Source organism: Nostoc sp. (assembly GCF_036917555.1).
In the GTDB taxonomy this organism is placed as follows: Bacteria; Cyanobacteriota; Cyanobacteriia; order Cyanobacteriales; family Nostocaceae; genus Nostoc.
In genome coordinates this window covers 1-26,588 of the sequence record NZ_JBALDD010000074.1, presented here as the reverse complement: position 1 = coordinate 26,588, position 26,588 = coordinate 1, and the positions used below count along the sequence as shown (strand labels likewise).

Below are 26,588 nucleotides of genomic sequence, written 5' to 3'. Positions count from 1 at the left end.
AAGGGTTAACCCTTGTCTGTACAGGAGTTATTATTTCTCCCCTGCTTCCCCTGCTTACCCTGCTCCCCTTACCTAAAGTCTATGCTTAGTGTTTTAATTCTAGTGCCGTTAATCGGCGCAGCTTTAATTGGTTTCTCACCCTCTGGCATCAGTGGGAAATTTGCCCGTAGGGTGGCTTTGCTCTTTGCCAGTATCGCTTTGTTGTGGACAATCGTACTAGCGATTCAGTTTCATCCAGGGGAAATTACTCAACAGTTTGCCGAGTCTCTCCCTTGGGTAGATGCTTTAGGCTTGAACTATAACCTTGGGATAGATGGTTTATCTTTGCCGTTGCTGGTTTTAAATGGATTGTTAACTTCCATTGCCATCTACAGCAGCGATGAATCGCTACAGCGTCCTAAATTTTATTACTCTTTGATACTATTATTAAGCGCTGGGGTGACAGGAGCCTTTCTAGCACAGGATTTACTGCTATTTTTCCTGTTTTACGAATTGGAACTGATTCCGCTGTATTTGCTGATAGCTATTTGGGGTGGCGCCAAACGGGGTTATGCTGCGACTAAATTTCTCATTTATACAGCCGTTTCGGGAATTCTGATTTTAGCAAGTTTTCTCGGCATGGTTTGGCTGAGTGGTTCCTCTAACTTTGCACTAGCAACCTTGAACACGACAACTTTACCTCTAGCAACACAGCTTTTATTGCTAGCGGGAATTTTGGTCGGTTTTGGGATTAAAATTCCCTTGGTTCCCTTCCATACTTGGTTGCCAGATGCTCACGTTGAAGCTTCCACACCGATTTCCGTGCTATTGGCTGGGGTGCTGTTGAAGTTGGGAACTTACGGCTTACTGCGGTTTGGCATGAACTTGTTACCAGAAGCTTGGAATTATCTGGCTCCTTGGTTGGCGACTTGGGCAGTAGTGAGTGTACTGTATGGTTCATCTTGTGCGATCGCTCAAACCGATATGAAAAAAATGGTAGCATACAGCTCCATTGGACACATGGGTTACGTGCTTTTAGCGGCAGCAGCGGCCACACCTTTAAGTGTATTGGGTGCTGTGATGCAAATGATTAGCCACGGCTTGATTTCGGCAATGCTGTTTTTGCTAGTAGGAGTTGTGTATAAAAAAGCCGGTAGCCGTGATTTAGCAATTATTCAAGGATTACTGAACCCAGAACGGGGGATGCCAGTAATCGGTAGCTTGATGATTGTCGGAGTCATGGCCAGCGCTGGTATACCGGGAATGCTAGGGTTTATTTCCGAATTCGTAGTTTATCGGGGAAGTTTTCCAGTTTTTCCAGTACAAACCCTGTTATGTATGCTTGGTACAGGTTTAACAGCAGTTTACTTCTTAATTCTTGTCAACCGCGCCTTTTTTGGACGCCTGTCTGCATCAGTTACCAACTTACCGCGTGTGTATTGGAGCGATCGTATCCCAGCTGCAATTTTAGCTGTGTTGATTGTGATTTTCGGTATTCAACCTGGTTGGTTAGTGCGTTGGACTGAACCAACAATTACAGCAATGGTAAATACCCAAAACGTAGTAGTAGTGTCCTTAGATAAAGCAATGGGGACTAGTACCACAAGGCGGAATTAAAAATTAAAAATGAATACAGCATAAGCGTTTCATAGATTTGAAATGGTGAGGCAGTCCGGTCTTCTCCCAAAGGGAGACGCCAAGGGCGATGGGGGTTCCCCCCATGAGGAACTGCCGAACCCGAAGGGGTGGTTTACTTCCGCCGTGCTGTACTAGGGATTAGGGACAAGGGGACAAGGAGAATAACCATGCCCAATGACAAATGATAAATGACAAATGACTAATGACTAAACTTTTTGGAGAGATGGCAATGGTAACTATTAAAAAAAGAGCTATTCACAATCCCTTAGCTGAGTATATTGAACGTCTACAAAAAGGAGATGCATTGCTCCCCGATAGTCCAGAGAATGTGCTGGAAGTTGTTGGTATTCTTAAAAGCTATGGGGTAGTTTTAGATGCTTACTCAAAAAATCTTAACTATATTGCTGAACATCAGTTTTTAGTATTTTTCCCATTTTTTAAATACTTTAATGGAAAGGTTTCTTTTCAGAAATTACTCCGTCACTGGTGGCATGACCGAATTAATTTTGAATATGCTGAGTATTGCATGAAAGGCATGATGTGGCACGGTGGTGGTGGACTAGATACGTATTTAGATACACAAGAATTTCAAGAAAGAGTGCAAGCCGTTATCGCTGCAAAATTTCAAAATAATCCCTTGATTCTGGCTATTAACCAACTGTTTCCAGATTTCTTAACAGAACAGTTGCGCGTCTCTGCTTACTACACTGGTTTAGGTCAATTCTGGCGAGTCATGGCTGATATGTTCCTCAACTTATCAGACCGCTATGACCGAGGCGAAATCAAATCGATTCCCCAAGTTGTAGACCACATTAAAGCCGGGTTAGTGGCAAATGCATCAAACCCAATTACCTACGCTGTTAAAATTCGAGGTAAGGTCTATGAAATCATTCCCAAAAGCGTTGGCTTGACCTTCTTAGCTGATACAGCAATACCTTATGTAGAAGCAGTATTCTTCCGGGGAACTCCTTTCCACGGCACAGTTTCATATAATGCCCAAGGATATCAAATTCCCCCAGATCAAAGTCGATTTCAATATGGTGCATTGTATGCCGATCCTTTACCCATCGGTGGTGCGGGTATTCCTCCTACCTTGTTGATGCAAGATATGCGTCATTATCTTCCAGAATATTTGCACGAAATTTATCGTCGCAGTCTTCGGGGTGAAGATGATTTGCGAGTCCAAATTTGCATGAGTTTCCAAAAATCGATGTTTTGCGTGACGACAGCAACGATTTTGGGACTGATGCCTTATCCTTTAGATACTAAAGATCCAAATGAGCAAAAAGATAATCGAGTTTATTTAGAGAAGTGGATGAGTCGGTTACAAACTTCGCGGTTGCTGGATGTGAATAAATGACAGATGATTCCACCATTACTCACGAGGCATTCAAGCAATTCGAGCGCAACAAATTTTCTCTTGTAGCTCAAGAATATGATCGCGCGTTAGCGAAGCTCACCGGAGGTATCGCTGTTGTGACTTCTCAGGTAGATGAAGCCATATTGGATGTGGTCGGAGCTAAGTCTGGTACTCGATTGTTAGACGTAGCTTGCGGCACTGGCTGGCTTAGTACCGCAGCACAAAAGCGGCAGGCTATAGTCACAGGATTAGACTTTGCAGAGAATATGGTGGCCATTGCCAGAGTGCGATGTCCTCAAGGGTCATTCCATCATGGGGATGCTGAGAACCTAACTTTCGAGTCTGGCCAGTTTGAGGCAGTGGTTTGTAGCTTGGGTATTCTCCATTTCCCAAACCCAGAAAAAGCGATCGCTGAATCCTTTCGTGTACTCAAACCGGGAGGGCGCTACGCTTTCACCTGCTGGACACCGCCAACGCATAATCCATTTATGGCTCTGATACTGGGTTCGGTGCAGACTTATGGCAGCATGGATGTGGATCTACCTTCTGGGCCACCCCTGTTTCGCTTTGGCAACCCCACTGAATGCAAAATGGTTTTAAGCGCCGAGGGATTCACTCAGGTATCTGTCACCGAACTGCCCATCAAGTGGACTTTCTCTACACCTGAAGATGTGATGCCAAAGATTGTTGTAAGTTCGGTGCGTCTGGGGTCGATATTGGCAATGCAAAGCGATGAGCAACGGCGCAATATTGAAAATGCAATTATCGAGGGAGCCTCAAAGTATGTCACAGAAAAGGGTGTGGAAATTCCCGCTTCTGTGATGCTGACTCTAGCTTACAAACCATATAGCTAGAACAACTTTTGAATTTAATAATTTTTGAAGTATTTTTCCATGACAAAATTTATCAGCTTTTGCCCTCTACGCTCTACTTCTTGCTTTTTGATAACAAGAAATCCCTGACTTTCAAAAAAAGGTTTAGCTGTAATACTGGCTTCTGTAAATAACTTTTCCACCCCTAAAGAGTTTGCTTTTAATTCAATCTGTTCTAAGATGTTCTTACCAACACCTTTCCTTTGAAAATCTTTATGACAATAGAAACGATCGATATGACCATTAGCCTCTAATTCTCCAAAACCAATAATTTTGTCTTGTTCTTCTGCTACATAAGTAAACTTACTTCCTAAACTTTTAATCCAAACTTCAATATCCATATTTGCTGGTGCCCAAGCATCTACTTGTTCTTGTATGTAATCATGAATATTCACTTCATGAATAGTGTCGTAGAACAATTTCATAACTTCTTCGCTATCAGCTATTTCGTATATTCTTAATCTCATAAAGAAGGTAATTAATCACAAATAACTTTACTATAAATATTAGCCAATAAAGAAAAAGATACATATAAAATTATGTTGCCGATCAATGAAGAATTTCTTAATGGTGAAGGCTTTCCCAAAAGTGCTTGAGGAATCGAACAATAACAATTTATCTGTCTATATGATTGTCTTTACTTTCTCCGGCAGTTTCTACTTCATGAAAATGATTTATTGACCAGTGGCATAGTAGCCGAAGTGGCTCAACTAACGTTTCTTCCAATGCTGTCAAGGAATACTCTACAGTGGGAGGATTAGTAGGATAAACTTTACGCTTCACAAGACCATCTCTCTAAATCACGCAGAGTACGAGTTAGCATTCGTTGTAAGACGTTTTCAATTTCTCTATGCAATTCACCAAGCAAAAAGGTAATCGAGTTTATTTAGAGAAGTGGATGAGTAGGTTACAAACTTCGCGGTTGATGGATGTGAATAAGTAGTTGATTTTTGATCAATATTATGCTTCTGGCTCAATGCCGAGCGATCGCCTCTGGTAAAATCCGAGCAATATCTGACAACAAGACGCTGCACCTCTAACAGTTTTAACCTCATTCCACGCTATACTTAGTCAAGAAGTAAATTGACTAAGTACACATCACTGTAAAAAGAATCGGAATTTCATTTTTTGTAGGTTAGAGAGAGCCATCATTATGGATGAGAGAAAAGCGATCGCAGTCTTTCTACAAAGCTAGGCTCAAGTTATTAAGGCTCTCTTGTGTGAGAATTAATCTAAGCATTTTAGGAGTTGCAAAGATGGCTTGGGTAGCTGGCGATCGCTTGCAAGGTGGAAAATACACCATTGAAAAAGAGTTGTGAAGAGGACGCTTTGGCATTACTTATTTGGTGAAAAATCAGAATGGCGATCGCTGCGCTCGATTTATTGCTGGTGCGATCGCCCAACTAACGGGTAATGATACTTATCGCCAGAAGCTAATTCATGTAGAGAAAGTTACTCCTATGATGAGCGAGGGCGATGAGCGCAAGCGGCGGACGAGTTCGGTGACGCAGGTGTTGTGGGCGAAGGCTGCGGTGGCGATGGCTTCCGTGGCGGCGAAGTCTGCGGATCGTTCATGGCGGACGGTGATGGTGAATTTTGGTATCATACAAATGAGCGAAACGGCATTGCTAACGTGTTCATACAATCAGGCGCGAACATCTTGCGTCACGCGAAGCGGTCTAACGCCTGCATCAGCCGCGCCCGCTGACAGGCGTCGGCTGCACGCAATGGTTGGGCTATCCATCAGACTGAAAATGCCTTACCGTCAGTTTGACCTTTTGGTGTCGTCCCATGCGCGGCCCGATCAATCCGGGGCCAGACTTCGTTCGCCATGAGCTCCATGGAGCGCCGGGCGAGCGCTGGATCGATCCAGTCGTGGCCCGTGTAGAGCAGTGTGCCGAACGCACCGACCTCGTTGCGGAATGCAAGAATCTGGTCCGCGACGCTCTCAGGGGTTCCCGCGATTACGAGACGCTCGATGCACCGCTTCGTAGAGAGTTCGGAATCCGGCTGGTCGGGAAAGTCGCGCATGACGTCTAGCGCGCCGGCCTTCGCAAGCTTGGTTCTCATAACGTGGAAGTAGAAGTCGTGCGCGCCGTCCTTGCGATGCACGTAGCGATGTGCCGTGGCCTCGTCATCGGCCACGAAAACGCTGCGCGCCACGCGCCACCCGGAAGCATCGGCACAGAGGCCCGCCGATCGCCGACCTTCCAGGTAGTTCTTAATGTGGGCCTGGACGACGTACGCACCCACGTAGGTCGACGAGATTCCGGACCAGCCGCGCGCTCCCGCGGCGTGTGGTCCCTGGGCATCCGCTCGGATCGAGGTGATGGCGATGGGCGGATGGGGCTCTTGCAGCGGTCGGACAGCGACACCCACTCCGATTTGCCGATCAAGCGAGTGCTCCGTGGTGGTCCGGTAGAACTCGCCTTCGATCCGGTACGGCGGCTCTTCGCTCCAGATCCGGCACATGTGTTCGAGCGCCTCCTGGGTCTTGCGGTTGCGGTTCGAGCCCAAATCTCCGATGGCTTCTGCGTCGCCGCGAACGCCGGGTCCGACTCCCAGGATCAATCGACCCTGCACCAGATGGTCGACCATCGCGACCTGCGCCGCCGCCATCGCCGGGTGGTAGTTGGCGAGCGGAAGCACGCCGGTACCGAAGGTGATCGACGGGCACGCATCGGCGAGATTCGCAATGAAAGCGAGGCTCGAGGTGATCGTCTCGGCCGAGTCGACGAGATGCTCGCCGATGAAGGCCTCGCGGTAGCCGAGCCGGTCGGCGAGCATAACCGCTTCGCGATCCTCGCCCAGAACGTCCCCATAGGAACGGGACGGCGGGTGGACGGGCTGGATGAAGAATCCGAGCTTCAGGGAGTTCTGCATTGAGTCTTTATAGTCGTTCATTCGTTCCGTGCCGCCCAACTATTTATTATACGGAAAGTTTCCGTGAACCTATCCCACTATTCTAATAATCCCTACTTCTTTTCGTAAAATGCGCTTGAAAACCTTGGTTTTTCGTTTTCAGTTCTTAATAAGCTTAAGCTTTGTAGCACATATATTATTAGTGGGATAGGTTCATAGCTTACTCAAGCTCTAGAAGCTAAATGACAAAAGATTTTGTAGCTGTTGTATCGAGTAGAAAAGCGATGTCTAACAACAAGCTGCTACGCATCTATGCACCTTTAACCTCATAGCAAAATATTAAATTTCCGGCTCAATACCAAGCGCTGGTTTTAAGAGCGTTGTTATGGAAGATAAGCTAGGTAAATAAACTGATATCTACATTAAAATAGTCTGCCAACGCTTCTGCTTGAGTTTTACTAATGGTGCGTTCACGAAGCGTCTCCGTTCGTGCAGCGTCTCGAAGGGAAGGAGAATCGCCATTAACAATTTGCAAGGCAATTTCCAATGAACCAATTACCTCAGCTAATGCTTCGGTTGTAGTATCGCGTGCGTCCATTAGATGTACTAACATCGAATTGGGTGTACCTTGGAGAATTGGGTAATGGGTTTCTTCAAACTGCTCAATTAAAGTCACCAACAGTTGCAACAGCATTTCTGCTTCTGGTGTACGATGGGGACGATGTTCTAAGGTTAATGCGAGTGCGTAGACGCAAAGCGGCTTGTCTTTGACATCACTTGTTCGTTTTCTGCATCCGTAGTAATAATTTTTGGCTGATACTCGGCTAGGAATTTACCATAAGATTCTGGATTAAAAGTACGGGTCATTTTTCCATTTATAGCTTCCGGTTTAACGCCGAGCGATGTCTGACGACAACCTGCTATGCGTCTGTCTACACCATATTTCTCTAAAACTCAAGCGATCGCTATTTAAATGTTATCTTTTTTCTATTGGTTCACCATCTAACCAAGAATCTCCCGAATTGAATTCGGGAGAGTGTCAAAAAACCCAAATGTATTGTCTTTATAAAGTAACAACCTCTTGCTTAGGCTTCCGCACTGGACGCTTGCGTTCGCTGCGACGAACGCCGCCTGCCATTTTGTACTCATCGCTATTCTTGCCATACTTTGCAGCTACGCTGACTAACATATGTTCTGTTAGTTCCATCAGCGACTTTTCGGTTAATTCTAAAGCTCCCTGAGTTAGATCCACGGTGGAGAGGCTGGAGTTATAAGCTTCCAACTTGTCTTGTGTTTTTTTGATGGCGGCGGCAAAGGTGTCAATAGTGACTCCATTACCTAAATCTAAGGTAGGACTAATTGATTTCAAACCCGCAATCCGACGGTGTGCTCTATCAAGTACTTTAGATCCACGTTTTGGGCGTGACATAAATAACTTTCTTTTTTTTAATCATGCACTAGGATAAAAACTGACTTGTATCCTTGTCTTTACACCATTAGGATAAACAAAATCGGGGTGATTAACACCCGCAATATTCAGCATTTTTTAAAGTATTTAATACAAAAACTATTATATTTTTTACGTGAATTTATTGATAGTTATCCAAATTTAAGAAACAACCGCCCGAATTCAAGAAATGATCGCCCGAATTCAAGGAACGATTGCCTGAATCCAATAAACGACCGCCCGAATTCAAGAAACGATTGCCCGAATTCAATATCGCGCTTCTCGCCTGATTGCAATATAGAACTGCTATTTAATTTTTGCAAATCGTACTAATTTAATTATGGCTGGCATAACTACGGACGTTTGCTTAGTTTATCCGGCTATCAGTGCAGTGCACGAAAGCTACAGCGTTCAAGCAGTTATGGATGCTTCTGGTTCACCATTCCATCTTTCGGAAGATTTAGCACGGCAACGGATGCGTGATTCTGAGGTTGTGCTAACTGCTACGATCACTTTGATTGCTGAGTTGCTTAAGGATTGGAGCCGTCCCGAAGGCGTCGAGTTACAGCAATTATTGTTTAGTGATGTGTTGCCTTTAGAGTTCATTGAAGGCACTAGCACTCCATATTAAGGGACTTTTTTGGTTACATTTATTCTCTTAGGCATCATCATTGTATAGTACAAATATACTAACTAGCTGCTAAAATGCTTTAAAAGTCAGCTAGCCTTGCTTGAGGTATTATGAAAAAAATCCCAGACACGGACAAAAAGCCCATTTTGCTGTTCCAGCCTACATTAGTAACTACTGCTATAGTGCCACTACGACCCCAAGAGAAAAAAATCATCAGCGAAGGAGAGCGTTTTATAACACAAGTTGAACGCATCAATCAGATGGCGGAAGAGTTAGAAGCAGCGATATTAGAGTTGAAAGTGATCGCTAACAAAATGAATACTCAAAAACGTTACCCACTCTTGATAAAGGAGCTATGCAAAAATATTTGTCAGTATTTTGCAGTTAGCATCCCTTGGGTAAAACGAAAGTCTGACGAATCATTTATTTTGACAAGGCGAAAAGTTGATTTATTGCGAGCCGAAAGGGAAGCTGCACTGCTAGCACAGCAACTTCGTCAGCAAACCAAAAAAAGATTAGCATCGCAGCGACACAGAAAAAACAAGAATGGGGCTGAAGCTGACACAAAACGCTTCTTCAAAAAGGTATTAGTCAACAAATCTTAAAATTATCAACATTCAACGGCATCTCACCCTTGAGGTTGTAACAGTTATGCTGATTGAAGTGGCAGAAGGAACTTATTCCTCAAAATTGCTAGATACCACACTGCCATTATTTCTTTGCAACCATAGTTGGTGACAAAGAAACAAAGCCGCCCTAATATTTGCACTTCCGTAAAACCAGAGTGTAACATCAGGGACAATCAATCAGCGCCCAGAAGAGGTAAAAAGAAGGTGTTAAAGACACTTTTAGTGATTGCCGTTGGTTTTTTACCGTCCCTGTTTTCCCTGTGGATGATCCGTAGAACCCAGCGATCGCGCTTGCGGATGAGGCAAGCAGCCATGAATTTTTCAGTGGTACAGGGACGGCAAAACGTCAGACCTGTGGAAGGCGATCGCTATTATTTAGAAGGGGTGGGTTATTTAATTGGCGATATCAGCTGCAAGTTTAATGCTCGATCTGGCTATATCCGCTGTGCTATCAATCCCGAAGGCCCATGTAACGGTTGCCGTCACTACGAACCTAGAGAATTAACTGGTAATGAAAAAAGCACTTAAGATTCCTGACTCAATACTTAACCCACCTAAAATTACCTGGTTAACACAGACGCTCTGATGCAGATAATTTTCCAGCAACTTCATAGCACTAAAACCAGGGAATGATAAAATCATTACTAATTATAATAATTTGTATTTACAAGCACTTTGAATATTTCTCTTTGCATGGTGAAATAAGAATGATTTAATAGAATTCGTGCAAAAGTGTAAATCTGCATCATTTTGTTTGCAGATTATGAACTTTACTATTAACTCTTGCCGAATATCTCATAACTAGATGATTATCCAACGATGAACAACGCGATCACTCAGACAACAGCATTATTATCAACTTGTGCTTTGCTACTAACAGGCTGTGGTGGCGGCGGTGGATCTGTAACTGTGACAAATTCTCCAAATACTACTACAACTAACACTACCCAGACAACGACTACATCAAGTGCTATTCCCATTGGTATTGCCTTAGCACAAACCAGCAACGTCGCATTACTTGGTCAAGAGGGATTTGTTGGAGCCAGAATTGCCGAGAAGTATTTCAATAGTAAAGGTGGTATTAATGGTACTCCGATTAAATTGGTAAACCAAGATACTAGCGGTGATGAAGCTGGAGCAATTAACGCTTTTCAAACTTTAATTAATAAAGATAAAGTTGTCGGTATTGTTGGCCCTACTTTGTCACAGCAAGCTTTTAGTGCTGACCCTATCGCCGAACGTGCTAAAGTGCCAGTTATTGGAGCATCAAATACTGCAAAAGGAATTCCAGAAATTGGTGATTATGTAGCTCGTGTATCTGCCCCCGTCTCTATTGTTGCCCCTAATTCGGTGAAAGCTGCACTTAAGCAGAATCCTAAAATTAAAAAAGTGGCAGTTTTTTACGCCCAAAATGATGCATTTAACAAATCAGAAACGGAGATTTTTCAACAAACAGTTAAAGATCAAGGGCTAGAATTATTAACAGTTCAAAAGTTCCAAACTACTGATACAGACTTTCAAGCCCAAGCTACCAATGCAATTAACTTAAAACCAGATTTGGTAATTATTTCGGGACTAGCTGCTGATGGTGGTAACTTAGTGCGACAAATGCGAGAACTAGGTTATAAAGGTATAATTATTGGTGGCAATGGTCTAAATACACCAAATGTTTTATCAGTGTGTAAAGCACTTTGCGATGGTGTGCTGATTGCTCAAGCTTACAGTCCTGAATATCCTGGTGAGATTAATAAGGTATTTCGCCAAACCTATATTGAGCAATATAAGAAAGAACCAGCCCAATTCACTGGTCAATCTTTTGCTGCGGTGCAGGTGTATGTTGAAGCTCTTAAAGAGTTGGATAAAAAGTCTAAAATCAGCACATTATCTCTTGATAAACTGCGTACAGAATTGAACAAGCAATTACTCGCGGGAAAGTATAATACTCCTTTAGGCGAGATTGCTTTTACACCAGCAGGTGATGTGGTTCAAAAAGAATTTTACGTCGCCCAAATTAAGATGGATAAAGATGGAAACACTGGAAAGTTCGTATTTATAAAATAGTTGCAACATGGATATAACTCTATTTCTGCAACAATTTTTGAACGGATTATCTATAGGTAGTATTTATGCAATTTTTGCATTGGGATACACCTTAGTTTATTCTATTTTGGGCATCATTAATTTAGCTCATGGTGCGATTTTTGCCTTGGGTGCATATTTCACTTATGCACTCATGGGTGGAAACTTTGGATTTAACGGCTTGCTAGCTAATGCAGCTTTGCCGATAAAATTACCATTTGCTATATCCTTGATTTTAGGAAGCACCTTGGCGGGATTAGTCGGGGTAGTGATGGAACGCGTTGCTTTTCAACCTTTGCGCCGTCAAGGATCTGACCCTTTACTAACTGTTGTTTCCAGCTTGGGAGTAGCAGTGGTAATTGTGAACTTAATCCAGTATTTAGTAGGTGCAGAAAGTTACACATATCCCGCAGATACTTACGGTAATTTGCCACCTGCGATTAACTTTGGTAGTCCAGAAAACCCAATTCCGATTCGCACTGTTCAGGTGGTAATTTTTACTGTATCAGTGGTGATTGTGGCAATTCTTACCTATTTTATCAATAGAACTAAATATGGTAAGGCAATGCAGGCGATCGCAGAAGATCCAACTACAGCTAGTTTGTTAGGAATTAATAGCGATCGCTTTATCATCCTAACATTCTTCATCAGCAGTTTTTTAGCAGGATTAGCAGGAACTTTAGTCGCCTCTAGTGTTAGTATTGCTGGGCCATATTTCGGCATTGCTTTTGGTTTGCGGGGTTTAGCAGTAATTGTCTTAGGTGGTTTAGGTAGTATTCCTGGTGCAGTGCTGGGAGGCTTAGTAATTGGATTAGTAGAGGCGTTTGTCCCTGCTGATTATTCTGGATATAAAGACGCAGTAGCCTTTGCAATTTTGTTTATCATGCTATTAGTTAGACCCCAAGGTTTGCTAGGGCGGCGGTTTATTCAGAAAGTTTAAAGAGACGTAGCGCTATGAAAATATACACTAAACAAAAGTTAACTTTTGACCAATTTTTAGAACAGTGTCCAGAGTCAGGTTTATATGAACTTGTGGATGGAGAAATTGTAGAAGTGCGTGCAACCAGAAATCATGATGATGTCGCTGACTTTACGGCTGACTCTTTCAAAGATGAAATTAAACGTCTAAATCTTAATTACGTAGTAAAAAATACAGCAGTCTTTAAAACTATAACTGCTAATAGCATAGAGCAAGGGCGTAAGCCTGATGTAAGTGTCATAGATAAAGATAAGTGGCGCTCAAATCGTTCTGCTTATGCTGCACTTGAAGAACCTATCCAGTTAGCTGTAGAGGTAACATCAACTAATTGGGAAGATGACTACATTGATAAATTAGATGAATATCAACGTTTAGGTATTACAGAATATTGGATTGTAGATTATTTAGCAATTGGACTAAGAGAGTATTTAGGAAATCCAAAAGTTCCGGCTGTATTTGTTTTTTTATTAGATGCTGAGGGAAAATACCAATGGACACTGTTTAGAGGTTCAGAACGAATTGTGTCACAAACTTTTCCTGAACTGGCGCTGACGGCAGAGCAAATATTAACAGCTTAATAGGTGATAAAAGCGATAGTTTGATTAAGTTTAATCAAAATTTTTAAAATGACTGATTTTTTCGCTACTTACGCTTCTTTAATTGTCTCTATGGTATTAGGGGCGCTAATAGGATTATCGCTTTACTTACCGCTAATGACAGGGCAATTGTCTTTAGCTAGTCCAGGATTTTATGCTTTAGGTGGATATATTGCAGCAATTTTATCTACGAAAGTTTTTACATCTAGTAGTGGTTTGTTTCCTATTCCCTTATTGTTATTAGAGATGTTAATTGCTGGTGTAATTTCTGGTTTATTGGGTGTAATAGTGGGAATTCCAGCGTTGAGATTGCGAGGAATTTATTTAGCGATCGCAACTATTGCTTTTGTGGAAGTTCTGCGCGTCATCTCCCTGAATCTAGATATTACAGGCGGTGCTGTCGGAATTTTTGGTATTCCTCAACCTTTTCAAACACAACTTGAATATTTATGGATTGCTCTACCTTTACTATTAATTAGTATGGTGCTACTTTATCGTTTAGAACGCATCCGCGTCGGAAGGGCTTTCATTGCTATCCGCGAAGATGAATTAGCTGCGAGTGCAATGGGAATCGCTCCCACTTATTACAAAGTTTTAGCATTTACACTAGGGGCTATACTTGCAGGGGTTGTAGGTGCAATTAGCGCTCACTTCCTCAATACCTGGAATGCTCGTCAAGGTACTTTTGATGCCAGTATTATATACTTAACTTTTGTTTTAATTGGTGGTTCGAGAACTTTTTTAGGCCCGGTAGTCGGAGGTATGGTATTTACAGCCTTACCAGAGATTCTGCGAAGCCTCGCTGATACTGGTGGTTTACCTAATTGGTTAGCACAATTTTTGCAAGATGGTAGATTAATTATTTTTGGCTTCCTCATAGTAATAGGTACAATCTTTTTCCCCCAAGGACTAATTACTCCAGATATTTTTCAAAGGAAAAAACGAACCGCCAAGTACGCCAAGGGCGCAAAGGAATAAAAGTTTCAGAGAGTTATTGCATAAGTGTTATTATTCATAATATGCAGAAATGGCACATAGTATTCCAGCAGCTAACAGCAATATTGTTTTAGAAGCAAGAGCATTAACTCGCCGCTTTGGTGGTCTGGTGGCGGTAAATAATGTATCTTTTAGTGTAAATAAACATGAGATTTTTGGACTGATTGGCCCTAATGGTGCTGGCAAAACAACACTGTTTAATTTGATTACTGCCTTCATTCCACCTTCTAGCGGTCAATTAATTTATCAAGGTGCAAAAGTTTCTCAACTGCGTCCTCATCAAATTGCGGCTTTAGGTATCGCTCGTACCTTCCAAAATATCCGGTTGTTCGGGGAATTATCGGCGTTAGAAAATGTGATAATTGCCCGACATTTACACACTAAAAGTAATATGATTACAGGAGTTTTAGGATTACCACCAGCCCCTAGTGAAGAATTGAAGACTAAGCAAAAAGCTTTAGATTTATTGGATTTGGTGGGATTAAGCGATCGCGCTGACGAAAAAGCCAAAAACTTTGCTTACGGCGATCAGCGTCGTTTAGAAATTGCCCGCGCTTTAGCATTAGAACCGCAAATTTTACTTCTCGATGAACCGGCGGCGGGAATGAACCCCAACGAAAAGCAGCAACTCAGTGCATTTATTCGCAGCCTTCGCAATGATTTCAATTTGACGATCGTTCTTATAGAACACCATGTACCATTGGTTATGGGTTTGTGCGATCGCATTGCTGTGTTAGATTTTGGTCAATTGATTGCTTTGGGCAAACCATCTGTAGTTAGAAATGATCCGGCTGTCATTGAAGCTTATTTGGGAAATGAATAAGTGATTGAGAATGAGTTACAAAAAAATTAATTTCGGGATTCTAATGGCATTATAGATTTTCGTATACCTCATCATCATTGCGCTTGCCAACTCGAAAAACTTCGATTACATCTTATGAAATTGTATAAAGAATACGATACTCACCTTGATCAACTCGATAAACACCTGAATATCCCTTAAGGTGCTTACAATCTTGAGGTCTAGAATTTTCCGGTAGCAGCAAAATTTTAGTCATCACCTGCTTAAAAAACTTTGGCTGCAAATCGACTAAATCTTTCCGGGCTGATTTTGTAATACGTAGAGCAAGCAGTCCAGATTCAGCCATTCAAAATATTTTCAACTGTGAAATTAGTCCCATGAAGTTCGTTGTAGTCAGTAATCACTTCTTCTAGTGAATAAGATTCACCGTCACTCTCAGTTATTGCACGTTTAAAATCTGCGACATCTCTTGAATCTTCCAATGCTTCCAATCGTTTTAAGTCGGCATAGCTGATGACTGCTGCAATAACTTGTCCTTGTGATTCAATCACAATACGTTCCTGTTTTTCTTCCACAAGGGCAAGAAGTTCAGAAAACTTTTCTTGTGCTTGATCTGCTTCCACTTTTGTCATATTTATTTGAGGCAGTGCCATCAGCAGGATAATCCTGCTTTTAAGATAGCACAATGGCTTTAGGCGATCGCACCTGTAAAATTTAAGCAGACAAAATCACCACAAATTCCTCTAAAGAATTCACTGCGATCGCACTATCCATTAAGCTTTCTAATTTTTCCACACTCTCGCCCTCAAACCTGACTTCCACTTCATGGGGAATTTCGCCAAAACGTTGTTCTAGTACCCGGATTAGCTGCCGTCGCGCACCCTGCTGAATACCTCTTTGCTCAATTTCTTGATACCAAGGCGATTCTCGTAATACTGCCATATCCCACCTCATGATTTGTTGTACTAAAGGCGTATCTAACACAAAGCTAGCAAAAAATGCCAGCAATGATTCTAATTGGTTCAACTGTACATCTTCTCGTAGGGCCTGTAATGCGCGTTGCACAACTGATACCTCTCCCCCTCCTCGGAGGATTGGCACAAAGGGTAACAACGATGGTAATGGTTGCTGAAATACTATCTCAGCATCGATTTCCCACAAATTAATCACACGATAATCTTGGATGGCACGTAATCCCAAAAATTCCTGCTCGTAACTACTGACAATAGTTAAGGTGGATGGAGGCGGTAAAATGTTGATCAGTACTGGGTAAGTTGGCAATCGGTAGCGTTCTTGTGCTAAGGCAGTATATGCTCTCATCCGTAGAGGCATCTGTGCCGTGTAACGCAACTGTAGTTCGTTAAGTACCAGAAAATCTCCGTGAGTAGCACTGTATGCTTTCACCAACACATCTGTTTCGCGGCTAATCCAATGAAACTCAGAGCCGAGAATTTCTTTCGCCACGACTTCAGGACGCTGTGTCACCCACTTTACCCACGCATCGGGAGCTAAATTAATTAGTCGCTTGCTACCAATATCTGCTACTTTTCCCACAGGACGCTTGATATCTTTATCAGTAATTAATAGTACATCATAAAGATTGCAGTATTCTGGCGTTAATTTTTAAGTTTAAGCAATGTCTACGCACTGTTTTAAGAAATGTATGATTGATGTATCTTAGGTTTTGAATCAACATTTCTGGATGTAAACCGCCCATGAAAGCCGATAGTAAGCCAAACTATACAATTTTAGAAGTTCAAGAACTTGATATTAATTATGGCGGTATCCAAGCTCTGAAAAAGATTAATTTAATTATTCAAAAAGGCGAGGTAGTTACTCTAATTGGTGCTAATGGTGCTGGTAAAACTACCACACTCCGCGCCATATCTAAAGTAGTTAATCCTAAGAGTGGTGTAATTATCTATAATGGACATAATATTACCCGCCGCCAAACTCACGAAGTTGTACAACTTGGTATTGCCCATTGTCCAGAAGGACGCAGAGTATTAGCGCGGCAAACTGTATTCGATAATTTACTTTTGGGTGCTTATATTCGCTCCAATCAAGCTGAGATAAAGGCAGACATTCAGCGCCAATTTGAGCTATTTCCCCGCTTGTCCCAAAGACGCAATCAACTAGCAGGAACCCTCAGCGGTGGTGAACAACAAATGTTAGCGATCGCTCGTGCTGTCATGAGTAAACCACAACTGTTACTTTTAGACGAGCCTAGCTTAGGTTTAGCACCTGCGATCGTCCGGGAAATCTTCTCTATTATTGAAAATCTCCGTGCTACAGGTGTGACTATTCTGTTAGTTGAACAAAACGCTAATCTGGCACTAAAAATTGCTGATCGCGGTTATGTTTTGGAAGCTGGTTCTATTACCTTAACAGGCACAGCATCAGAATTAATTAGTGATGAGCGAGTTAAAAAAGCTTATTTAGGGTAATTAATTAAATGAAAACTAGGAAGGTACAAGCATATGGTAAAATCACCAACTAAACCCCTAACTTTAGAAGAGTTTTTGAAACTACCAGAAACAAAGCCTAGCTCAGAATACATCAATGGTCAAATTATTCAAAAGCCAATGCCACAGGGAAAACATAGTATTCTTCAGGGTGAACTAGTCACTAATATCAATTCTGTAGCTAAACCTCAAAGAATTGCCCTTGCATTCCCAGAACTGCGGTGTACTTTTGGCGGACGTTCAATTGTGCCAGATGTAGCGGTGTTTGCTTGGGAACGGATTCCCTTAGATGAGCGTGGAGATGTCGCTAATGTCTTCAAGACACATCCAGACTGGACAATTGAGATTCTTTCGCCAGATCAAAGCCAGACTAAAGTAACCGGAAATATTTTGCATTGTCTAAAGCATGGTAGTCGCTTTGGTTGGCTGATTGATCCAGATGAGCGTTCTGTTTTAGTTTATCCACCAAAGCAGCAACCGGAACTTTTACAAGAATCACAAGAAATATTACCAGTTCCAGATTTAGTTAGCGGCTTTCAATTAACTGTAGGGCAACTATTTGAATGGTTGAAGTTGTAAGCAATTGTATAAATTCATATCTAGCTTTGGGAATACTAAAGGTAGTAATTTACTCAAGTTAGAGCCAGATAATGGATTTTGTGAATTTAATAAAAACAGGTAATAGTTGGAGATTTGCGACTGAAGCTGATTTAGAAGATTTTGTCTGGGCGAATTTAAAGGAACTTTTCGGGTTAATTCCACTAAAGCGACAATATTATATTAAAGGTCAAATTTGCGACATTTTAGCCTTGAATGAGAAGAGACAGTTAGTAGTGCTGGAATTGAAAAACGGTGAAGACAGATATATTGTTCAGCAACTAACTCGATATTATGAAGCTTTACTTGAGAATAAACCCTTTCAGGAAGAGGTTGATTATGGACAACCCATTGATTTAATAGCGATTACAGCCAGATTTCATCGAGATAATTTTACAGATAGAAAGTATAACTCTCTTTCTATTGAGTTTTTACGTTTTGAAATTTTGACAGATGATGAAAGATTTTATCTATATTTAAGAAATATTGATAATCAAAAAATTTCAGAGGTAGAAATTCATTATAAAGAAAAGAATATTTCTATTGAGGATCTTCCTCAGCAACCAAAAGTACTTGATAAAATTTTGAGTTTTTGTAATCTTCAGCAACAATAACAGTTAATAAATATCCGGGAGAAAGTTCTTATATTTGATAGACGTATGCAAGAATTTTCTGTGCCTGGAAGCATTAAATATGGAAAAGCAACAAGTTGTTTCTGTGCTGAAATTTGCTCCGATAGTAAGGGACAGCCAGTATTATTTTTACGGTTGCCTTTAAATTATTCTGATAGTAAAAAGATTGGCAGAATGAAAATTTGGACAGATTGGGAAAATCATACTTTAATTGAAGGCCATGTACCAAAAGGAATTCGTACAAAAGCAATTAGTAAAACTGAAAAACAGCGTCAAAGGGGAGTTGAAATGAAAATATTATGGAGTCATTCAGGAGGTATAAGGTACAAAATAGGTAGTAAAGAAGTCAGTGAAGCGGAATATATCAACGAAGATAAAAGACGACATCAAGAGTATCAAAATGCCATTAAATCTCAAAAAACTTTGAATGAACTAGTCGATATTGCTTTAGAAACTTGGCTAAAAAGGCTTTAAGAAAAGCTACATTGACAGCATTTATAACTTTGCCTAATTATTAGTATTATTAAATATTATTACGATTTTTGTCATATATTAATATTTGTAGCCCTCCTTGCAGATATCTATATATTTGTTTAGCGGCGAATTCTATTCACCGGAATAATTAAACCCATGAGTCAAATAGTCTGGATCGCAAGACACGCCAACCGCCTCGACTTCGTAAACCCTGATTGGTTTCTCACCGCCGAACGACGCTACGATCCACCTTTGTCTGATGATGGTATGGTGCAGGCACAACAGTTAGCTAAACGATTTGAAGGAGAAAATATTGCCCATATTTTCGCTTCTCCTTTCCTGCGAACCGTACAAACGGCAAACGCAGTTGCAGAAGTGCTCAACTTGCCAATTAAACTTGAAACAGGCTTGAGTGAATGGCTAAATCCAGTTTGGATGACAGAAGAACCCGAAAGACTCTCAACTCCAGCATTAGCAGAGTTATTTCCCAGGATTGACACCAGCTATACTTCGCGCATCGCCGCCAATTATCCTGAAACTCGCGAAAAAGTGCGAGAACGTTCTGGACAAACTGCTAGATGTTTAGCTACTGAGTTCCTTCCAGAGGATATCCTGCTAGTAGCACATGGTGCATCTGTGTTGGGGGGAGCAATGGGGCTAGTGGGGGAAATTGCCAAAACAGAAGTTAAAGCTTCTTTATGTTCTCTAGTAAAAGTGGTACGCGAAGACCCAGAATGGTTATTAGAACTAACGGGAGATACTTCCCATCTAACCCATATAGAAGAAGTTATTCGATTTGCTTAAACCTCTGATAGAGATTTACGTTCATGGCTTCTGGTACGTTGGGTATATCCTACAAAAAAAGTAATTAATTCGCGAATAAATTCTATGACTTTATTACTAGCAGGAGACATTGGTGGGACGAAAACTATTCTGCAATTGGTTGAAACATCAGATTTATCAGCAATACATACTATTTATCAGGAAAGTTACCACAGTGCTGATTTTCCCGATTTAGTACCCATAGTGCAGCAGTTTCTGCTCAAAGCTAATACACCAATACCAGAAAAAGCTTGTTTTGCGATCGCAGGTCCCATTGTCAAAAATACTGCCAAACTAACCAATTTAGTCTGGTTTCTGGATACCGAACGTCTACAAGAAGAATTGGGTATCCCGCACATTTCTTTGATTAACGACTTTGCCGCCATTGGTTACGGCATTTTAGGTTTACAAAAACAAGACTTGCTAACGTTGCAAGTTGGCAAATCTCAACCCGAAGCCCCGATTGCAATTATTGGTGCTGGTACTGGTTTAGGCCAAGGATTTTTAATTAGACAAGGAAACGATTATCAAGTCTTTTCTTCAGAAGGAGGACACGCTGACTTTGCTCCTCGGAACGAGATCGAGTTTCAACTGTTAAAATACCTGCTGGGTAAACATGATATCCAGCGCCTTTCTGTGGAACGTGTGGTTTCTGGAATGGGAATTGTGGCAATTTACCAATTTCTGCGCGATCGCAAATTTGCCGCCGAATCACCAGATATTGCCCAAGTCGTCAGAACTTGGGAACAAGAAGCCGGACAAGAAGAGAAAAGTGTTGATCCTGGTGCTGTTATTGGTACAGCTGCACTAGAAAAACGCGATCGCCTCTGTGAACAAACTTTGCAATTATTTATAGAGGCTTACGGTGCAGAAGCTGGCAATCTTGCCCTTAAACTCCTACCTTATGGTGGTTTATACATTGCTGGTGGAATTGCGCCCAAAATCCTGCCCTTAATTCAAAACAACGGTTTCTTATTAAACTTCACCCAAAAAGGCAGGATGCGCCGCCTGCTTGAAGAGATCCCCGTGTATGTTATCCTCAACCCACAAGTGGGGCTAATAGGTGCTGCTTTATGTGCTGCTAGGTTATAACAGCTAGCATCATCAGTGAGATCAGCATCTCAAAAGGCAAAAAATATGACAATTAAAAGTCTGTTGCCATTAATTGCCGCCATATTTGTCTGTGGTGGTTCTGTTTTTGTGGAAGCGCGTCAACCCAAACCTCCAGCGGCTGTTGTCAAACCAAAGGTTTCTCAACCCGTGCAGCCACAATGGAAGTTATTCACCGCTCCAGATGGACGCTTTAGTATTTTAATGCCGGGAAACCCCAACAGAAATACTCAATATCAAAAAACTTACATGGGAGAAATCACCTTAGAAATATTTGTTGCTCAACCACCAAAACAGCAAGTAGCTTATCTAGTTGCTTACAATGATTTTCCTTATAGTTATGGTCAAATAACTGACCCCCAAGCTGTACTTAATAATGCACGGGATATGGCTTTAAAAACTACGAAAAGCAATTTAATCAGTCAAAGGAATATTCGTAGTTCCAATAATCATCCTGGCAAAGAAATTGAGTATATCAATTCTGGAGGGAAAATCACTAGAAGTAGAATGTATGTTGCCGAAGGAAGATTATATCAAGTAATGGCAGTAACTACAAAAAAACAGCAGAAGATATTAGCTAAAACCATCACTGGGTATTTAAATTCCTTCCATGTGGTTTTGAAAAAATGAAATAACTAAAACCTCTACTAAATTAGCCTTGCAATCAATTGCAGGGCTAATATCATGTCTGCATAATTAGTTATGATTCCCACAGTCATTGCACCCCATACGCCAGTCGCTCATGGGGGAAACCCCCTTGGCACTAGCCTCTCCCTTTGGGAGAAGACCGCGCTGGCTCCCCTTAATCCCCTCCCCACTCTTCAGGAGGGGAGACAAAGCGTAGCTTTGGCGGGGTGGGCTGATTCGGGTTTGATAAGTAATCAAGCGGACATGATATGAGAAGTAGTTAGGCGAAAATAATTGCAGAGAATGTATAATCTGTTCCGGTTTATGCAATGCACTGCAAACCGGGTAAACAATTTTGGATTGTCGCTAACAAGATTTTTCAATTGACCAAAACAGACTCATAATACAGAGCAACTAAATTAATTTATGGACAATAAAAAAGATTTATTTCGAGATGCGAAGCACGAGAAATAATGTGTCCTTATTTCAAGCCCCTAACTAAATTTATTTATGGGGATAATAATGCAAGAATTTTGAATGCGTGAATTTTGAATTCCCCGTTCGCGTAGCGTCCCGTAGGGAAAGGGTTGACTCCTAACTCCTAAATTCTGCTGTATTTTACTTAATATTTAAGTTTTTTAGCTTATATCATACAACTTATACGTTACTCAACCATGATTTCTAACACTAGGATGTCATTCTAACAATAATTGCCAAATTAAGTAAAATCAAGTAAAATAAATGGCTGATACTCTTGATCCTGCCGTTACCGCTGGTTCTTTTAGCACCCTGGTTGATGCTATCAAGGCTGCCAATTTGATAGATACTCTCAAAGGTGTTGACTCGTTTATCGCCTCTGCATCTACAGATCAAGCTTTTGCCAAGCTTCCACCAGGTACTGTAGAGACGTTGCTTCAGAATATTAATAAGATCCAAGAACTCCTGACCTATCATGTCGTTTCCGGCAAGGTGATGCCCATAAAGCCGACTCAAGGTTCAATTTTGAAAATTGACCCTTTCCATAATGTTAAGGTAGATTATGCCCCACAGACTCAAAACCCGATGCTGCTGATGATAACAGTGTCATCCACATCATTGTTGATTCCTCGGTAAATAAAATATATAAAACGGCTTATGTGAGTTGGGGTAGAAACTATTTATAGTCACTACCTCATTATTCGTCTAAATATATTTGAAGTAACTTAACTCTAATTCTCTGTTGTTATAACAATTTTTTAAGATAAAGCAGAAGTGCAAACATTTAGTTTTTGAAGTCCGTCTCGCAAGTATTTTGCTAAAAGGGGTCTTTCAATAATATAACTGGTGGCATAATTTTTAGGTATAAACTCTACTACTTGTTTAAGCAGTTTTTGGAAGCTTTCCAACCGTCCATCTGATATACCTCGACCAAGCCACATCAGAGCTATTAACTCTGCTTTTTCTTCCTGGGAAAATTTGTCTATATATTTGTGTAATATATTTACTGAATATCTTTTTGCTATATTAAAATCCTCTAAATCATTAGATAATTGATCTACAACAAATATTTCTAGTTGGTTTTTTCTCCAATATCCTATTGATCCATAAACTAATTGAGCAATTTTAATAACGTTATTTATTTTGTTGATTGATAAGTAATTCATATTTTTATATTAAGGTTGGAGGCAATAAGCACAAATCAAATAATCAAGATAACTTAGCTATTTTATACTAAAGCTTTCTCAGTACTAAGAGATACTGAGAGAATATCTATATTATTAAATTCTAAATTTAGAATTTAGCAAGTAATTACTAAGTAAATCTTGCGATCTTACTTAAGTATTACAAACACGTGTTTAAATTCAAGTCTTGTCAAAAGCTTGAAATGTATAAGATGAACGTATAACGTTTGAGTTTGTGATAAAAATTTAAAAACTTGAGAGTAGTTCTTGGGTTTTGTATAACTTTAAATGAGTAGAATGTTACTATCACAGAAAAAGCTATAAGATTGCAGATATTTATAAAAGTTAAAGTTCATGATTTGAGGAGCAGGGTTTTTGTCCTATGGCCAAGCGATCGCTCCAAGCATCACTCACTGGAATTCAAGAGGCTAAAAGAGTATTTGCTTATAAGGGATGGACACAAGACAATCTAGCAGCAGAAGTCAACCTCAAGACTAGACAACCAATTTGGCGGTTTTTCAGTGGTCGTCCGGTTGAACGTCATACCTTTATTGAAATTTGCTTGGTTTTGGAACTGAATTGGCGGGAGATTGCTACCAATCCTCCGGCAGAATTCTTGGAACGAGAAGAATACACCCAGTCTTCTGTGGTGGATATTCATACATTAGTGCAACAAGTGCGATCGCAACGCTTCGACAAAATTCAAGACCAGTGTGGTATTTTGCAGTTATTGGATATCAGCCGTCCCGTTGCGATCGATGACATATATATAGATGTAAATATTTTGGAGAAAATTGCCAGTCAACAGTGGCTAGAAATCACTGAACTGCAAAACCTTGAGCGAGAAGAATTTGACCGTTTTGGCTTAGGTGAGATTGACCAGAGACAGATACCTGGTATACAGGCAGTTGAAACATACTCCAAGCTCAGGGTGCTAGGCAAACCAGGAGTAGGTAAAACCACCTTTTTGCAGCATCTCGCCATTCAGTGTAACCAAGACACATTTGCGCCGAAGCAGGTGCCAATCTTCATCACACTGAGAAATTTTGCCCAAGAATCTAAAGTCAGCAACGAGTTCAGCTTATTAAAGTACATCCGTCAGGAGTTTATTACATCTGGAATTTCAGATCCCTCAGTCATCGAAACCTTGCTGAATGCAGGCAGAGTATTATTGTTGCTTGATGGGATGGATGAAGTTCTTAACGAACAAAGCAATACTGTCTTAAGCGAAATTCGCAGATTTTTAGACAAGTATCACAAAAATCAATTAGTGGCCACTTGTCGAACAGCAGCTCAAAGACTTAGACTCCGAGGTTTTACCGATGTTGAAATTGCCCCATTTACCTCAGAACAAATCCGAGCCTTCGCTCAAAAATGGTTTGTGGCCTTTACCAAGACCAACATTCTAGATGGTCAAGCGCAGTCCGTTGAGTTTATTCAAAAGCTAGACTTACCTGAAAACTGGCAATTTCGCCAACTTGTCGTCACACCCTTATTTCTGCACCTTGCCTGCTGGCTGTTTCACGGTCAAGAAAAATTTCCAACTAAGCGGACTGACTTTTATAAGCAAGGTTTAGACCTTCTGTTGGGCAAATGGGATGAAGCCAGAGGCATAGAACGGGATAACGTTTATCGAGGGTTTTTACTACCACAAAAGCTCAAGTTATTGAGTCAAATTGCAGCAGCGGCATTTGAGCAGGGTCAGTACTTTTTTGAACAACGCATCATTGAGCAATACATTGGTAACTATATTCAGAATCTAAGCAACGTGCCAATAGATGCAGAGGAACTGGAAATAGAAAGCGAAGCAGCGCTGAAGTCAATCGAGGCTCAACATGGGCTACTGGCAGAACGGGCACGGGGAATTTTTTCCTTTTCCTATCTGGTCTTTCAAGAATATTTCACAGCGAGAAAAATCGTTGCTAGCCATAGCCTACAGGCATTTGAGCAAGCTCTGGAAGGACTGGTCAGTCATATCACCGACCCGAGCTGGCGCGAAATCTTCTTGTTAACCGCTACCATGCTTCGGAGTGCAGACTCTCTAGTACAGTTGATGAAGCAACAGATTGATGCACTGGTTGCCGAAGACCCTTATTTACAAGAGTTTTTGACGTGGGCTAGCCAAAAATCTCGCACTATTCCCACCCAACCAAAAGATGCGACAGTTAGAGCATTTTACCTTGCCTTGAGTCGGACTCCTTATGTAGCTCCTCACTTTGCCCTAGCCGCCAGCCTCGACCAGGGGATGTTTCTGGATGCGGCATTAGATGACCTGCTGCTGGAGTGTGCAATTGATGGGAGCCAGGACTTCGCCCATATCCACGCCTGTGGAGATTCTCTCTCGAACATTCTGGGCATTGTTGTAGATGTTGGACTCTATAAATCCCTGCAACTACTCTCTGACCAATTTCCAAATTCTCGTCAAAGTCAAGAACGATTTGAGCTATGGTGGCAGACGAACTATTCAGCCTGGGCTGAACAGTTAAAGATAACGGTGACTAATTATCGCAACATTAACCATCAGTGGCAGTTTAGCTCTGAACAACAGCAAGTGCTGCAACGCTACTATGATGCCAATCAGTTATTACTCGATTGCCTGCATAGCAATTTGGAAGTAACGCCAGCTATCAGACAGGAAATTGAAGCCACCTTATTGTTGCCGATAAAAGAACTTGAGGACAGGGAATGGCAATAAGCTGTTACGCATTTAAATTGCACTCTCAATTGTAAGCGCATTAGCTTAATTTTTTTGGTTAATTCCTCAAAGAGGTTTGAATTGCAAAAATGATTTTGACTACATTTTGTGTTGAAGTTAATCAACTCATTCACAAAATCAAACAATACCAAGTTTATATGTCAAAAAGCTGGATTTTCGCTATCAGGATTTTTATATGGGTGACTACAAGCAGGTAGACAAAAACAAATTCCTTTACCACCGCCATCGATACCTGGGTGAATTGACACCCCAGAACCTTGTATTCAATGCTAATCTTCAGGAATTTTCTCAAAGCGTTTGTTACATCTTCAATCTACAGAGTAGAGAAAAACTTTCTTTACAGGAGTGCTACGAGGAGATTGAGTTGCTCTGGCAGCAGTTAGCACAGAGCTATAAGGCACTAGGAATTGAGAAAAATGCAACTAGATGATTCGCTGTTAATCATGGTATGTATTCACGAAAATAGGTCTTTTAGGCCTTTATTAATTGTTACCCGCGCTGTAGGGGCACAGCAATGCTCATTGGTGTCAACTTAAGAAGGTAAAGCCCAAATTTGTTGAGTGTAAGCGTCAATCTCTCGATAGCGCTTACGCCTGGCTTTGACTAATCCAAAG

At 41.2% G+C, this 26,588-nt stretch carries 29 protein-coding genes and 2 pseudogenes; 21 read left to right on the top strand and 10 right to left on the bottom strand.

Annotation, left to right across the window (positions count from 1 at the left end; genetic code table 11):
- Positions 1-81 precede the first annotated feature (81 nt).
- The 3 genes from V7K60_RS28530 to V7K60_RS28520 all read left to right on the top strand — a co-directional run bounded on the left by V7K60_RS28530 (position 82) and on the right by V7K60_RS28520 (position 3,831).
- On the top strand, positions 82-1,596 hold the full coding sequence (locus V7K60_RS28530; RefSeq protein ID WP_334930615.1) for an NADH-quinone oxidoreductase subunit M: 1,515 nt from the start codon (positions 82-84) through the stop codon (positions 1,594-1,596).
- Positions 1,597-1,846: 250 nt separating this feature from the next.
- Positions 1,847-2,977 carry a CO2 hydration protein gene (locus tag V7K60_RS28525; protein WP_334930829.1) on the top strand — a complete coding sequence of 377 codons (1,131 nt, stop codon included), beginning with the start codon at positions 1,847-1,849 and terminating at the stop codon, positions 2,975-2,977.
- Positions 2,974-3,831 carry a class I SAM-dependent methyltransferase gene (locus tag V7K60_RS28520; RefSeq protein WP_334930613.1) on the top strand — a complete coding sequence of 286 codons (858 nt, stop codon included), beginning with the start codon at positions 2,974-2,976 and terminating at the stop codon, positions 3,829-3,831. Before V7K60_RS28525 ends, V7K60_RS28520 begins: the two co-directional genes overlap by 4 nt.
- 14 nt (positions 3,832-3,845) lie before the next feature.
- On the opposite strand, the gene V7K60_RS28515 is transcribed toward V7K60_RS28520, so the two are convergent.
- From V7K60_RS28515 to V7K60_RS28490, 6 genes are all read right to left on the bottom strand, one after another.
- Positions 3,846-4,316, bottom strand: coding sequence for a GNAT family N-acetyltransferase (locus V7K60_RS28515; RefSeq protein ID WP_334930611.1), 471 nt, complete (start codon positions 4,314-4,316; stop codon positions 3,846-3,848).
- A gap of 148 nt (positions 4,317-4,464) precedes the next feature.
- Positions 4,465-4,632 carry a winged helix-turn-helix transcriptional regulator gene (locus V7K60_RS28510; protein ID WP_334930609.1) on the bottom strand — a complete coding sequence of 56 codons (168 nt, stop codon included), beginning with the start codon at positions 4,630-4,632 and terminating at the stop codon, positions 4,465-4,467.
- Positions 4,633-5,592: 960 nt separating this feature from the next.
- A complete protein-coding gene (locus V7K60_RS28505) occupies positions 5,593-6,753 on the bottom strand; it encodes an LLM class flavin-dependent oxidoreductase (protein WP_334930607.1) in 1,161 nt (386 codons plus the stop codon).
- 355 nt (positions 6,754-7,108) lie between these two features.
- Positions 7,109-7,405, bottom strand: a complete 297-nt coding sequence (locus tag V7K60_RS28500) for a helix-turn-helix domain-containing protein (RefSeq protein WP_334930605.1) — start codon at positions 7,403-7,405, stop codon at positions 7,109-7,111.
- 38 nt (positions 7,406-7,443) lie between these two features.
- Complete coding sequence (locus V7K60_RS28495; RefSeq protein ID WP_334930603.1) at positions 7,444-7,578, bottom strand: hypothetical protein; 135 nt, start codon at positions 7,576-7,578, stop codon at positions 7,444-7,446.
- 196 nt (positions 7,579-7,774) lie between these two features.
- Positions 7,775-8,140 carry a hypothetical protein gene (locus V7K60_RS28490; protein WP_334930601.1) on the bottom strand — a complete coding sequence of 122 codons (366 nt, stop codon included), beginning with the start codon at positions 8,138-8,140 and terminating at the stop codon, positions 7,775-7,777.
- Positions 8,141-8,471: 331 nt separating this feature from the next.
- Here V7K60_RS28490 and V7K60_RS28485 point away from each other — a divergent pair, with 331 nt between their 5' ends.
- The 8 genes from V7K60_RS28485 to V7K60_RS28450 all read left to right on the top strand — a co-directional run bounded on the left by V7K60_RS28485 (position 8,472) and on the right by V7K60_RS28450 (position 14,891).
- Positions 8,472-8,789 (top strand): isochorismatase family protein, encoded by a 318-nt coding sequence (locus V7K60_RS28485; RefSeq protein ID WP_334930827.1) that lies wholly within the window; start codon positions 8,472-8,474, stop codon positions 8,787-8,789.
- A gap of 110 nt (positions 8,790-8,899) precedes the next feature.
- Entirely contained in the window at positions 8,900-9,394 is a 495-nt protein-coding gene (locus V7K60_RS28480; protein ID WP_334930599.1) for a hypothetical protein, read from the top strand.
- 228 nt (positions 9,395-9,622) lie between these two features.
- Entirely contained in the window at positions 9,623-9,946 is a 324-nt protein-coding gene (locus V7K60_RS28475; RefSeq protein WP_334930597.1) for a DUF6464 family protein, read from the top strand.
- Between the two features lie 291 nt (positions 9,947-10,237).
- Positions 10,238-11,479 carry an ABC transporter substrate-binding protein gene (locus V7K60_RS28470; protein ID WP_334930594.1) on the top strand — a complete coding sequence of 414 codons (1,242 nt, stop codon included), beginning with the start codon at positions 10,238-10,240 and terminating at the stop codon, positions 11,477-11,479.
- Positions 11,480-11,486: 7 nt separating this feature from the next.
- Positions 11,487-12,437, top strand: a complete 951-nt coding sequence (locus V7K60_RS28465) for a branched-chain amino acid ABC transporter permease (protein ID WP_334930592.1) — start codon at positions 11,487-11,489, stop codon at positions 12,435-12,437.
- A 14-nt stretch (positions 12,438-12,451) separates the two neighbouring features.
- The gene (locus tag V7K60_RS28460) at positions 12,452-13,054 is read left to right on the top strand and encodes a Uma2 family endonuclease (protein ID WP_334930590.1); all 603 of its coding nucleotides are present in this window, start codon (positions 12,452-12,454) and stop codon (positions 13,052-13,054) included.
- Between the two features lie 48 nt (positions 13,055-13,102).
- Positions 13,103-14,050 (top strand): branched-chain amino acid ABC transporter permease, encoded by a 948-nt coding sequence (locus V7K60_RS28455; protein ID WP_334930588.1) that lies wholly within the window; start codon positions 13,103-13,105, stop codon positions 14,048-14,050.
- A 49-nt stretch (positions 14,051-14,099) separates the two neighbouring features.
- Positions 14,100-14,891 carry an ABC transporter ATP-binding protein gene (locus V7K60_RS28450; RefSeq protein ID WP_334930586.1) on the top strand — a complete coding sequence of 264 codons (792 nt, stop codon included), beginning with the start codon at positions 14,100-14,102 and terminating at the stop codon, positions 14,889-14,891.
- 49 nt (positions 14,892-14,940) lie between these two features.
- Here the strand turns inward: V7K60_RS28450 and V7K60_RS28445 are convergent.
- The 3 genes and pseudogenes from V7K60_RS28445 to V7K60_RS28435 form a co-directional block, all read right to left on the bottom strand.
- Positions 14,941-15,216 (bottom strand): annotated as a pseudogene (locus V7K60_RS28445) (type II toxin-antitoxin system RelE family toxin).
- Entirely contained in the window at positions 15,209-15,523 is a 315-nt protein-coding gene (locus V7K60_RS28440) for a type II toxin-antitoxin system Phd/YefM family antitoxin (RefSeq protein ID WP_334930584.1), read from the bottom strand. The pseudogene V7K60_RS28445 and the gene V7K60_RS28440 overlap by 8 nt, the downstream one beginning before the upstream one ends.
- A gap of 61 nt (positions 15,524-15,584) precedes the next feature.
- Positions 15,585-16,424, bottom strand: a complete 840-nt coding sequence (locus tag V7K60_RS28435; protein ID WP_334930582.1) for an Rpn family recombination-promoting nuclease/putative transposase — start codon at positions 16,422-16,424, stop codon at positions 15,585-15,587.
- Between the two features lie 161 nt (positions 16,425-16,585).
- Between V7K60_RS28435 and V7K60_RS28430 the strand changes: the two genes are divergently transcribed.
- The 8 genes and pseudogenes from V7K60_RS28430 (at position 16,586) to V7K60_RS28395 (ending at position 22,760) form a co-directional block, all read left to right on the top strand.
- Positions 16,586-17,317 carry an ABC transporter ATP-binding protein gene (locus tag V7K60_RS28430; RefSeq protein WP_334930580.1) on the top strand — a complete coding sequence of 244 codons (732 nt, stop codon included), beginning with the start codon at positions 16,586-16,588 and terminating at the stop codon, positions 17,315-17,317.
- Between the two features lie 33 nt (positions 17,318-17,350).
- Positions 17,351-17,914: a Uma2 family endonuclease gene (locus tag V7K60_RS28425; RefSeq protein WP_334930578.1), complete on the top strand. Its 564-nt coding sequence runs from the start codon at positions 17,351-17,353 to the stop codon at positions 17,912-17,914.
- Positions 17,915-17,985: 71 nt separating this feature from the next.
- Positions 17,986-18,546: an endonuclease NucS domain-containing protein gene (locus V7K60_RS28420; RefSeq protein ID WP_334930576.1), complete on the top strand. Its 561-nt coding sequence runs from the start codon at positions 17,986-17,988 to the stop codon at positions 18,544-18,546.
- Positions 18,547-18,591: 45 nt separating this feature from the next.
- On the top strand, positions 18,592-19,038 hold the full coding sequence (locus V7K60_RS28415; protein WP_334930575.1) for a hypothetical protein: 447 nt from the start codon (positions 18,592-18,594) through the stop codon (positions 19,036-19,038).
- Positions 19,039-19,194: 156 nt separating this feature from the next.
- Positions 19,195-19,842 carry a histidine phosphatase family protein gene (locus V7K60_RS28410; protein ID WP_334930573.1) on the top strand — a complete coding sequence of 216 codons (648 nt, stop codon included), beginning with the start codon at positions 19,195-19,197 and terminating at the stop codon, positions 19,840-19,842.
- A gap of 84 nt (positions 19,843-19,926) precedes the next feature.
- Positions 19,927-20,952, top strand: coding sequence for a glucokinase (locus V7K60_RS28405; RefSeq protein WP_334930571.1), 1,026 nt, complete (start codon positions 19,927-19,929; stop codon positions 20,950-20,952).
- A 45-nt stretch (positions 20,953-20,997) separates the two neighbouring features.
- The gene (locus tag V7K60_RS28400; RefSeq protein WP_334930569.1) at positions 20,998-21,600 is read left to right on the top strand and encodes a hypothetical protein; all 603 of its coding nucleotides are present in this window, start codon (positions 20,998-21,000) and stop codon (positions 21,598-21,600) included.
- Between the two features lie 738 nt (positions 21,601-22,338).
- Positions 22,339-22,760: pseudogene (locus V7K60_RS28395) on the top strand (fasciclin domain-containing protein).
- A 72-nt stretch (positions 22,761-22,832) separates the two neighbouring features.
- Here the strand turns inward: V7K60_RS28395 and V7K60_RS28390 are convergent.
- The gene (locus V7K60_RS28390) at positions 22,833-23,240 is read right to left on the bottom strand and encodes a DUF3775 domain-containing protein (RefSeq protein WP_334930567.1); all 408 of its coding nucleotides are present in this window, start codon (positions 23,238-23,240) and stop codon (positions 22,833-22,835) included.
- 400 nt (positions 23,241-23,640) lie between these two features.
- Here V7K60_RS28390 and V7K60_RS28385 point away from each other — a divergent pair, with 400 nt between their 5' ends.
- Positions 23,641-25,953 (top strand): NACHT domain-containing protein, encoded by a 2,313-nt coding sequence (locus V7K60_RS28385; protein ID WP_334930565.1) that lies wholly within the window; start codon positions 23,641-23,643, stop codon positions 25,951-25,953.
- Positions 25,954-26,149: 196 nt separating this feature from the next.
- The gene (locus V7K60_RS28380) at positions 26,150-26,404 is read left to right on the top strand and encodes a DUF7219 family protein (RefSeq protein WP_334930563.1); all 255 of its coding nucleotides are present in this window, start codon (positions 26,150-26,152) and stop codon (positions 26,402-26,404) included.
- Positions 26,405-26,588: the final 184 nt, after the last annotated feature.

Excerpts from the sequence above, each read along its gene's own strand:
- V7K60_RS28520 (WP_334930613.1), top strand. The coding sequence starts at position 2,974 with ATGACAGATGATTCCACCATTACTCACGAGGCATTCAAGCAATTCGAG.
- V7K60_RS28505 (WP_334930607.1), bottom strand. The coding sequence starts at position 6,753 with ATGAACGACTATAAAGACTCAATGCAGAACTCCCTGAAGCTCGGATTC.
- V7K60_RS28440 (WP_334930584.1), bottom strand. The coding sequence starts at position 15,523 with ATGGCACTGCCTCAAATAAATATGACAAAAGTGGAAGCAGATCAAGCA.
- V7K60_RS28470 (WP_334930594.1), top strand. The coding sequence starts at position 10,238 with ATGAACAACGCGATCACTCAGACAACAGCATTATTATCAACTTGTGCT.
- V7K60_RS28450 (WP_334930586.1), top strand. The coding sequence starts at position 14,100 with ATGGCACATAGTATTCCAGCAGCTAACAGCAATATTGTTTTAGAAGCA.
- V7K60_RS28525 (WP_334930829.1), top strand. The coding sequence starts at position 1,847 with ATGGTAACTATTAAAAAAAGAGCTATTCACAATCCCTTAGCTGAGTAT.
- V7K60_RS28410 (WP_334930573.1), top strand. The coding sequence starts at position 19,195 with ATGAGTCAAATAGTCTGGATCGCAAGACACGCCAACCGCCTCGACTTC.
- V7K60_RS28480 (WP_334930599.1), top strand. The coding sequence starts at position 8,900 with ATGAAAAAAATCCCAGACACGGACAAAAAGCCCATTTTGCTGTTCCAG.
- V7K60_RS28390 (WP_334930567.1), bottom strand. The coding sequence starts at position 23,240 with ATGAATTACTTATCAATCAACAAAATAAATAACGTTATTAAAATTGCT.
- V7K60_RS28415 (WP_334930575.1), top strand. The coding sequence starts at position 18,592 with ATGCAAGAATTTTCTGTGCCTGGAAGCATTAAATATGGAAAAGCAACA.
- V7K60_RS28460 (WP_334930590.1), top strand. The coding sequence starts at position 12,452 with ATGAAAATATACACTAAACAAAAGTTAACTTTTGACCAATTTTTAGAA.
- V7K60_RS28465 (WP_334930592.1), top strand. The coding sequence starts at position 11,487 with ATGGATATAACTCTATTTCTGCAACAATTTTTGAACGGATTATCTATA.
- V7K60_RS28515 (WP_334930611.1), bottom strand. The coding sequence starts at position 4,316 with ATGAGATTAAGAATATACGAAATAGCTGATAGCGAAGAAGTTATGAAA.
- V7K60_RS28405 (WP_334930571.1), top strand. The coding sequence starts at position 19,927 with ATGACTTTATTACTAGCAGGAGACATTGGTGGGACGAAAACTATTCTG.
- V7K60_RS28455 (WP_334930588.1), top strand. The coding sequence starts at position 13,103 with ATGACTGATTTTTTCGCTACTTACGCTTCTTTAATTGTCTCTATGGTA.
- V7K60_RS28490 (WP_334930601.1), bottom strand. The coding sequence starts at position 8,140 with ATGTCACGCCCAAAACGTGGATCTAAAGTACTTGATAGAGCACACCGT.
- V7K60_RS28425 (WP_334930578.1), top strand. The coding sequence starts at position 17,351 with ATGGTAAAATCACCAACTAAACCCCTAACTTTAGAAGAGTTTTTGAAA.
- V7K60_RS28500 (WP_334930605.1), bottom strand. The coding sequence starts at position 7,405 with ATGCTGTTGCAACTGTTGGTGACTTTAATTGAGCAGTTTGAAGAAACC.
- V7K60_RS28380 (WP_334930563.1), top strand. The coding sequence starts at position 26,150 with ATGGGTGACTACAAGCAGGTAGACAAAAACAAATTCCTTTACCACCGC.
- V7K60_RS28430 (WP_334930580.1), top strand. The coding sequence starts at position 16,586 with ATGAAAGCCGATAGTAAGCCAAACTATACAATTTTAGAAGTTCAAGAA.
- V7K60_RS28400 (WP_334930569.1), top strand. The coding sequence starts at position 20,998 with ATGACAATTAAAAGTCTGTTGCCATTAATTGCCGCCATATTTGTCTGT.
- V7K60_RS28385 (WP_334930565.1), top strand. The coding sequence starts at position 23,641 with ATGGCCAAGCGATCGCTCCAAGCATCACTCACTGGAATTCAAGAGGCT.
- V7K60_RS28420 (WP_334930576.1), top strand. The coding sequence starts at position 17,986 with ATGGATTTTGTGAATTTAATAAAAACAGGTAATAGTTGGAGATTTGCG.
- V7K60_RS28530 (WP_334930615.1), top strand. The coding sequence starts at position 82 with ATGCTTAGTGTTTTAATTCTAGTGCCGTTAATCGGCGCAGCTTTAATT.
- V7K60_RS28495 (WP_334930603.1), bottom strand. The coding sequence starts at position 7,578 with ATGACCCGTACTTTTAATCCAGAATCTTATGGTAAATTCCTAGCCGAG.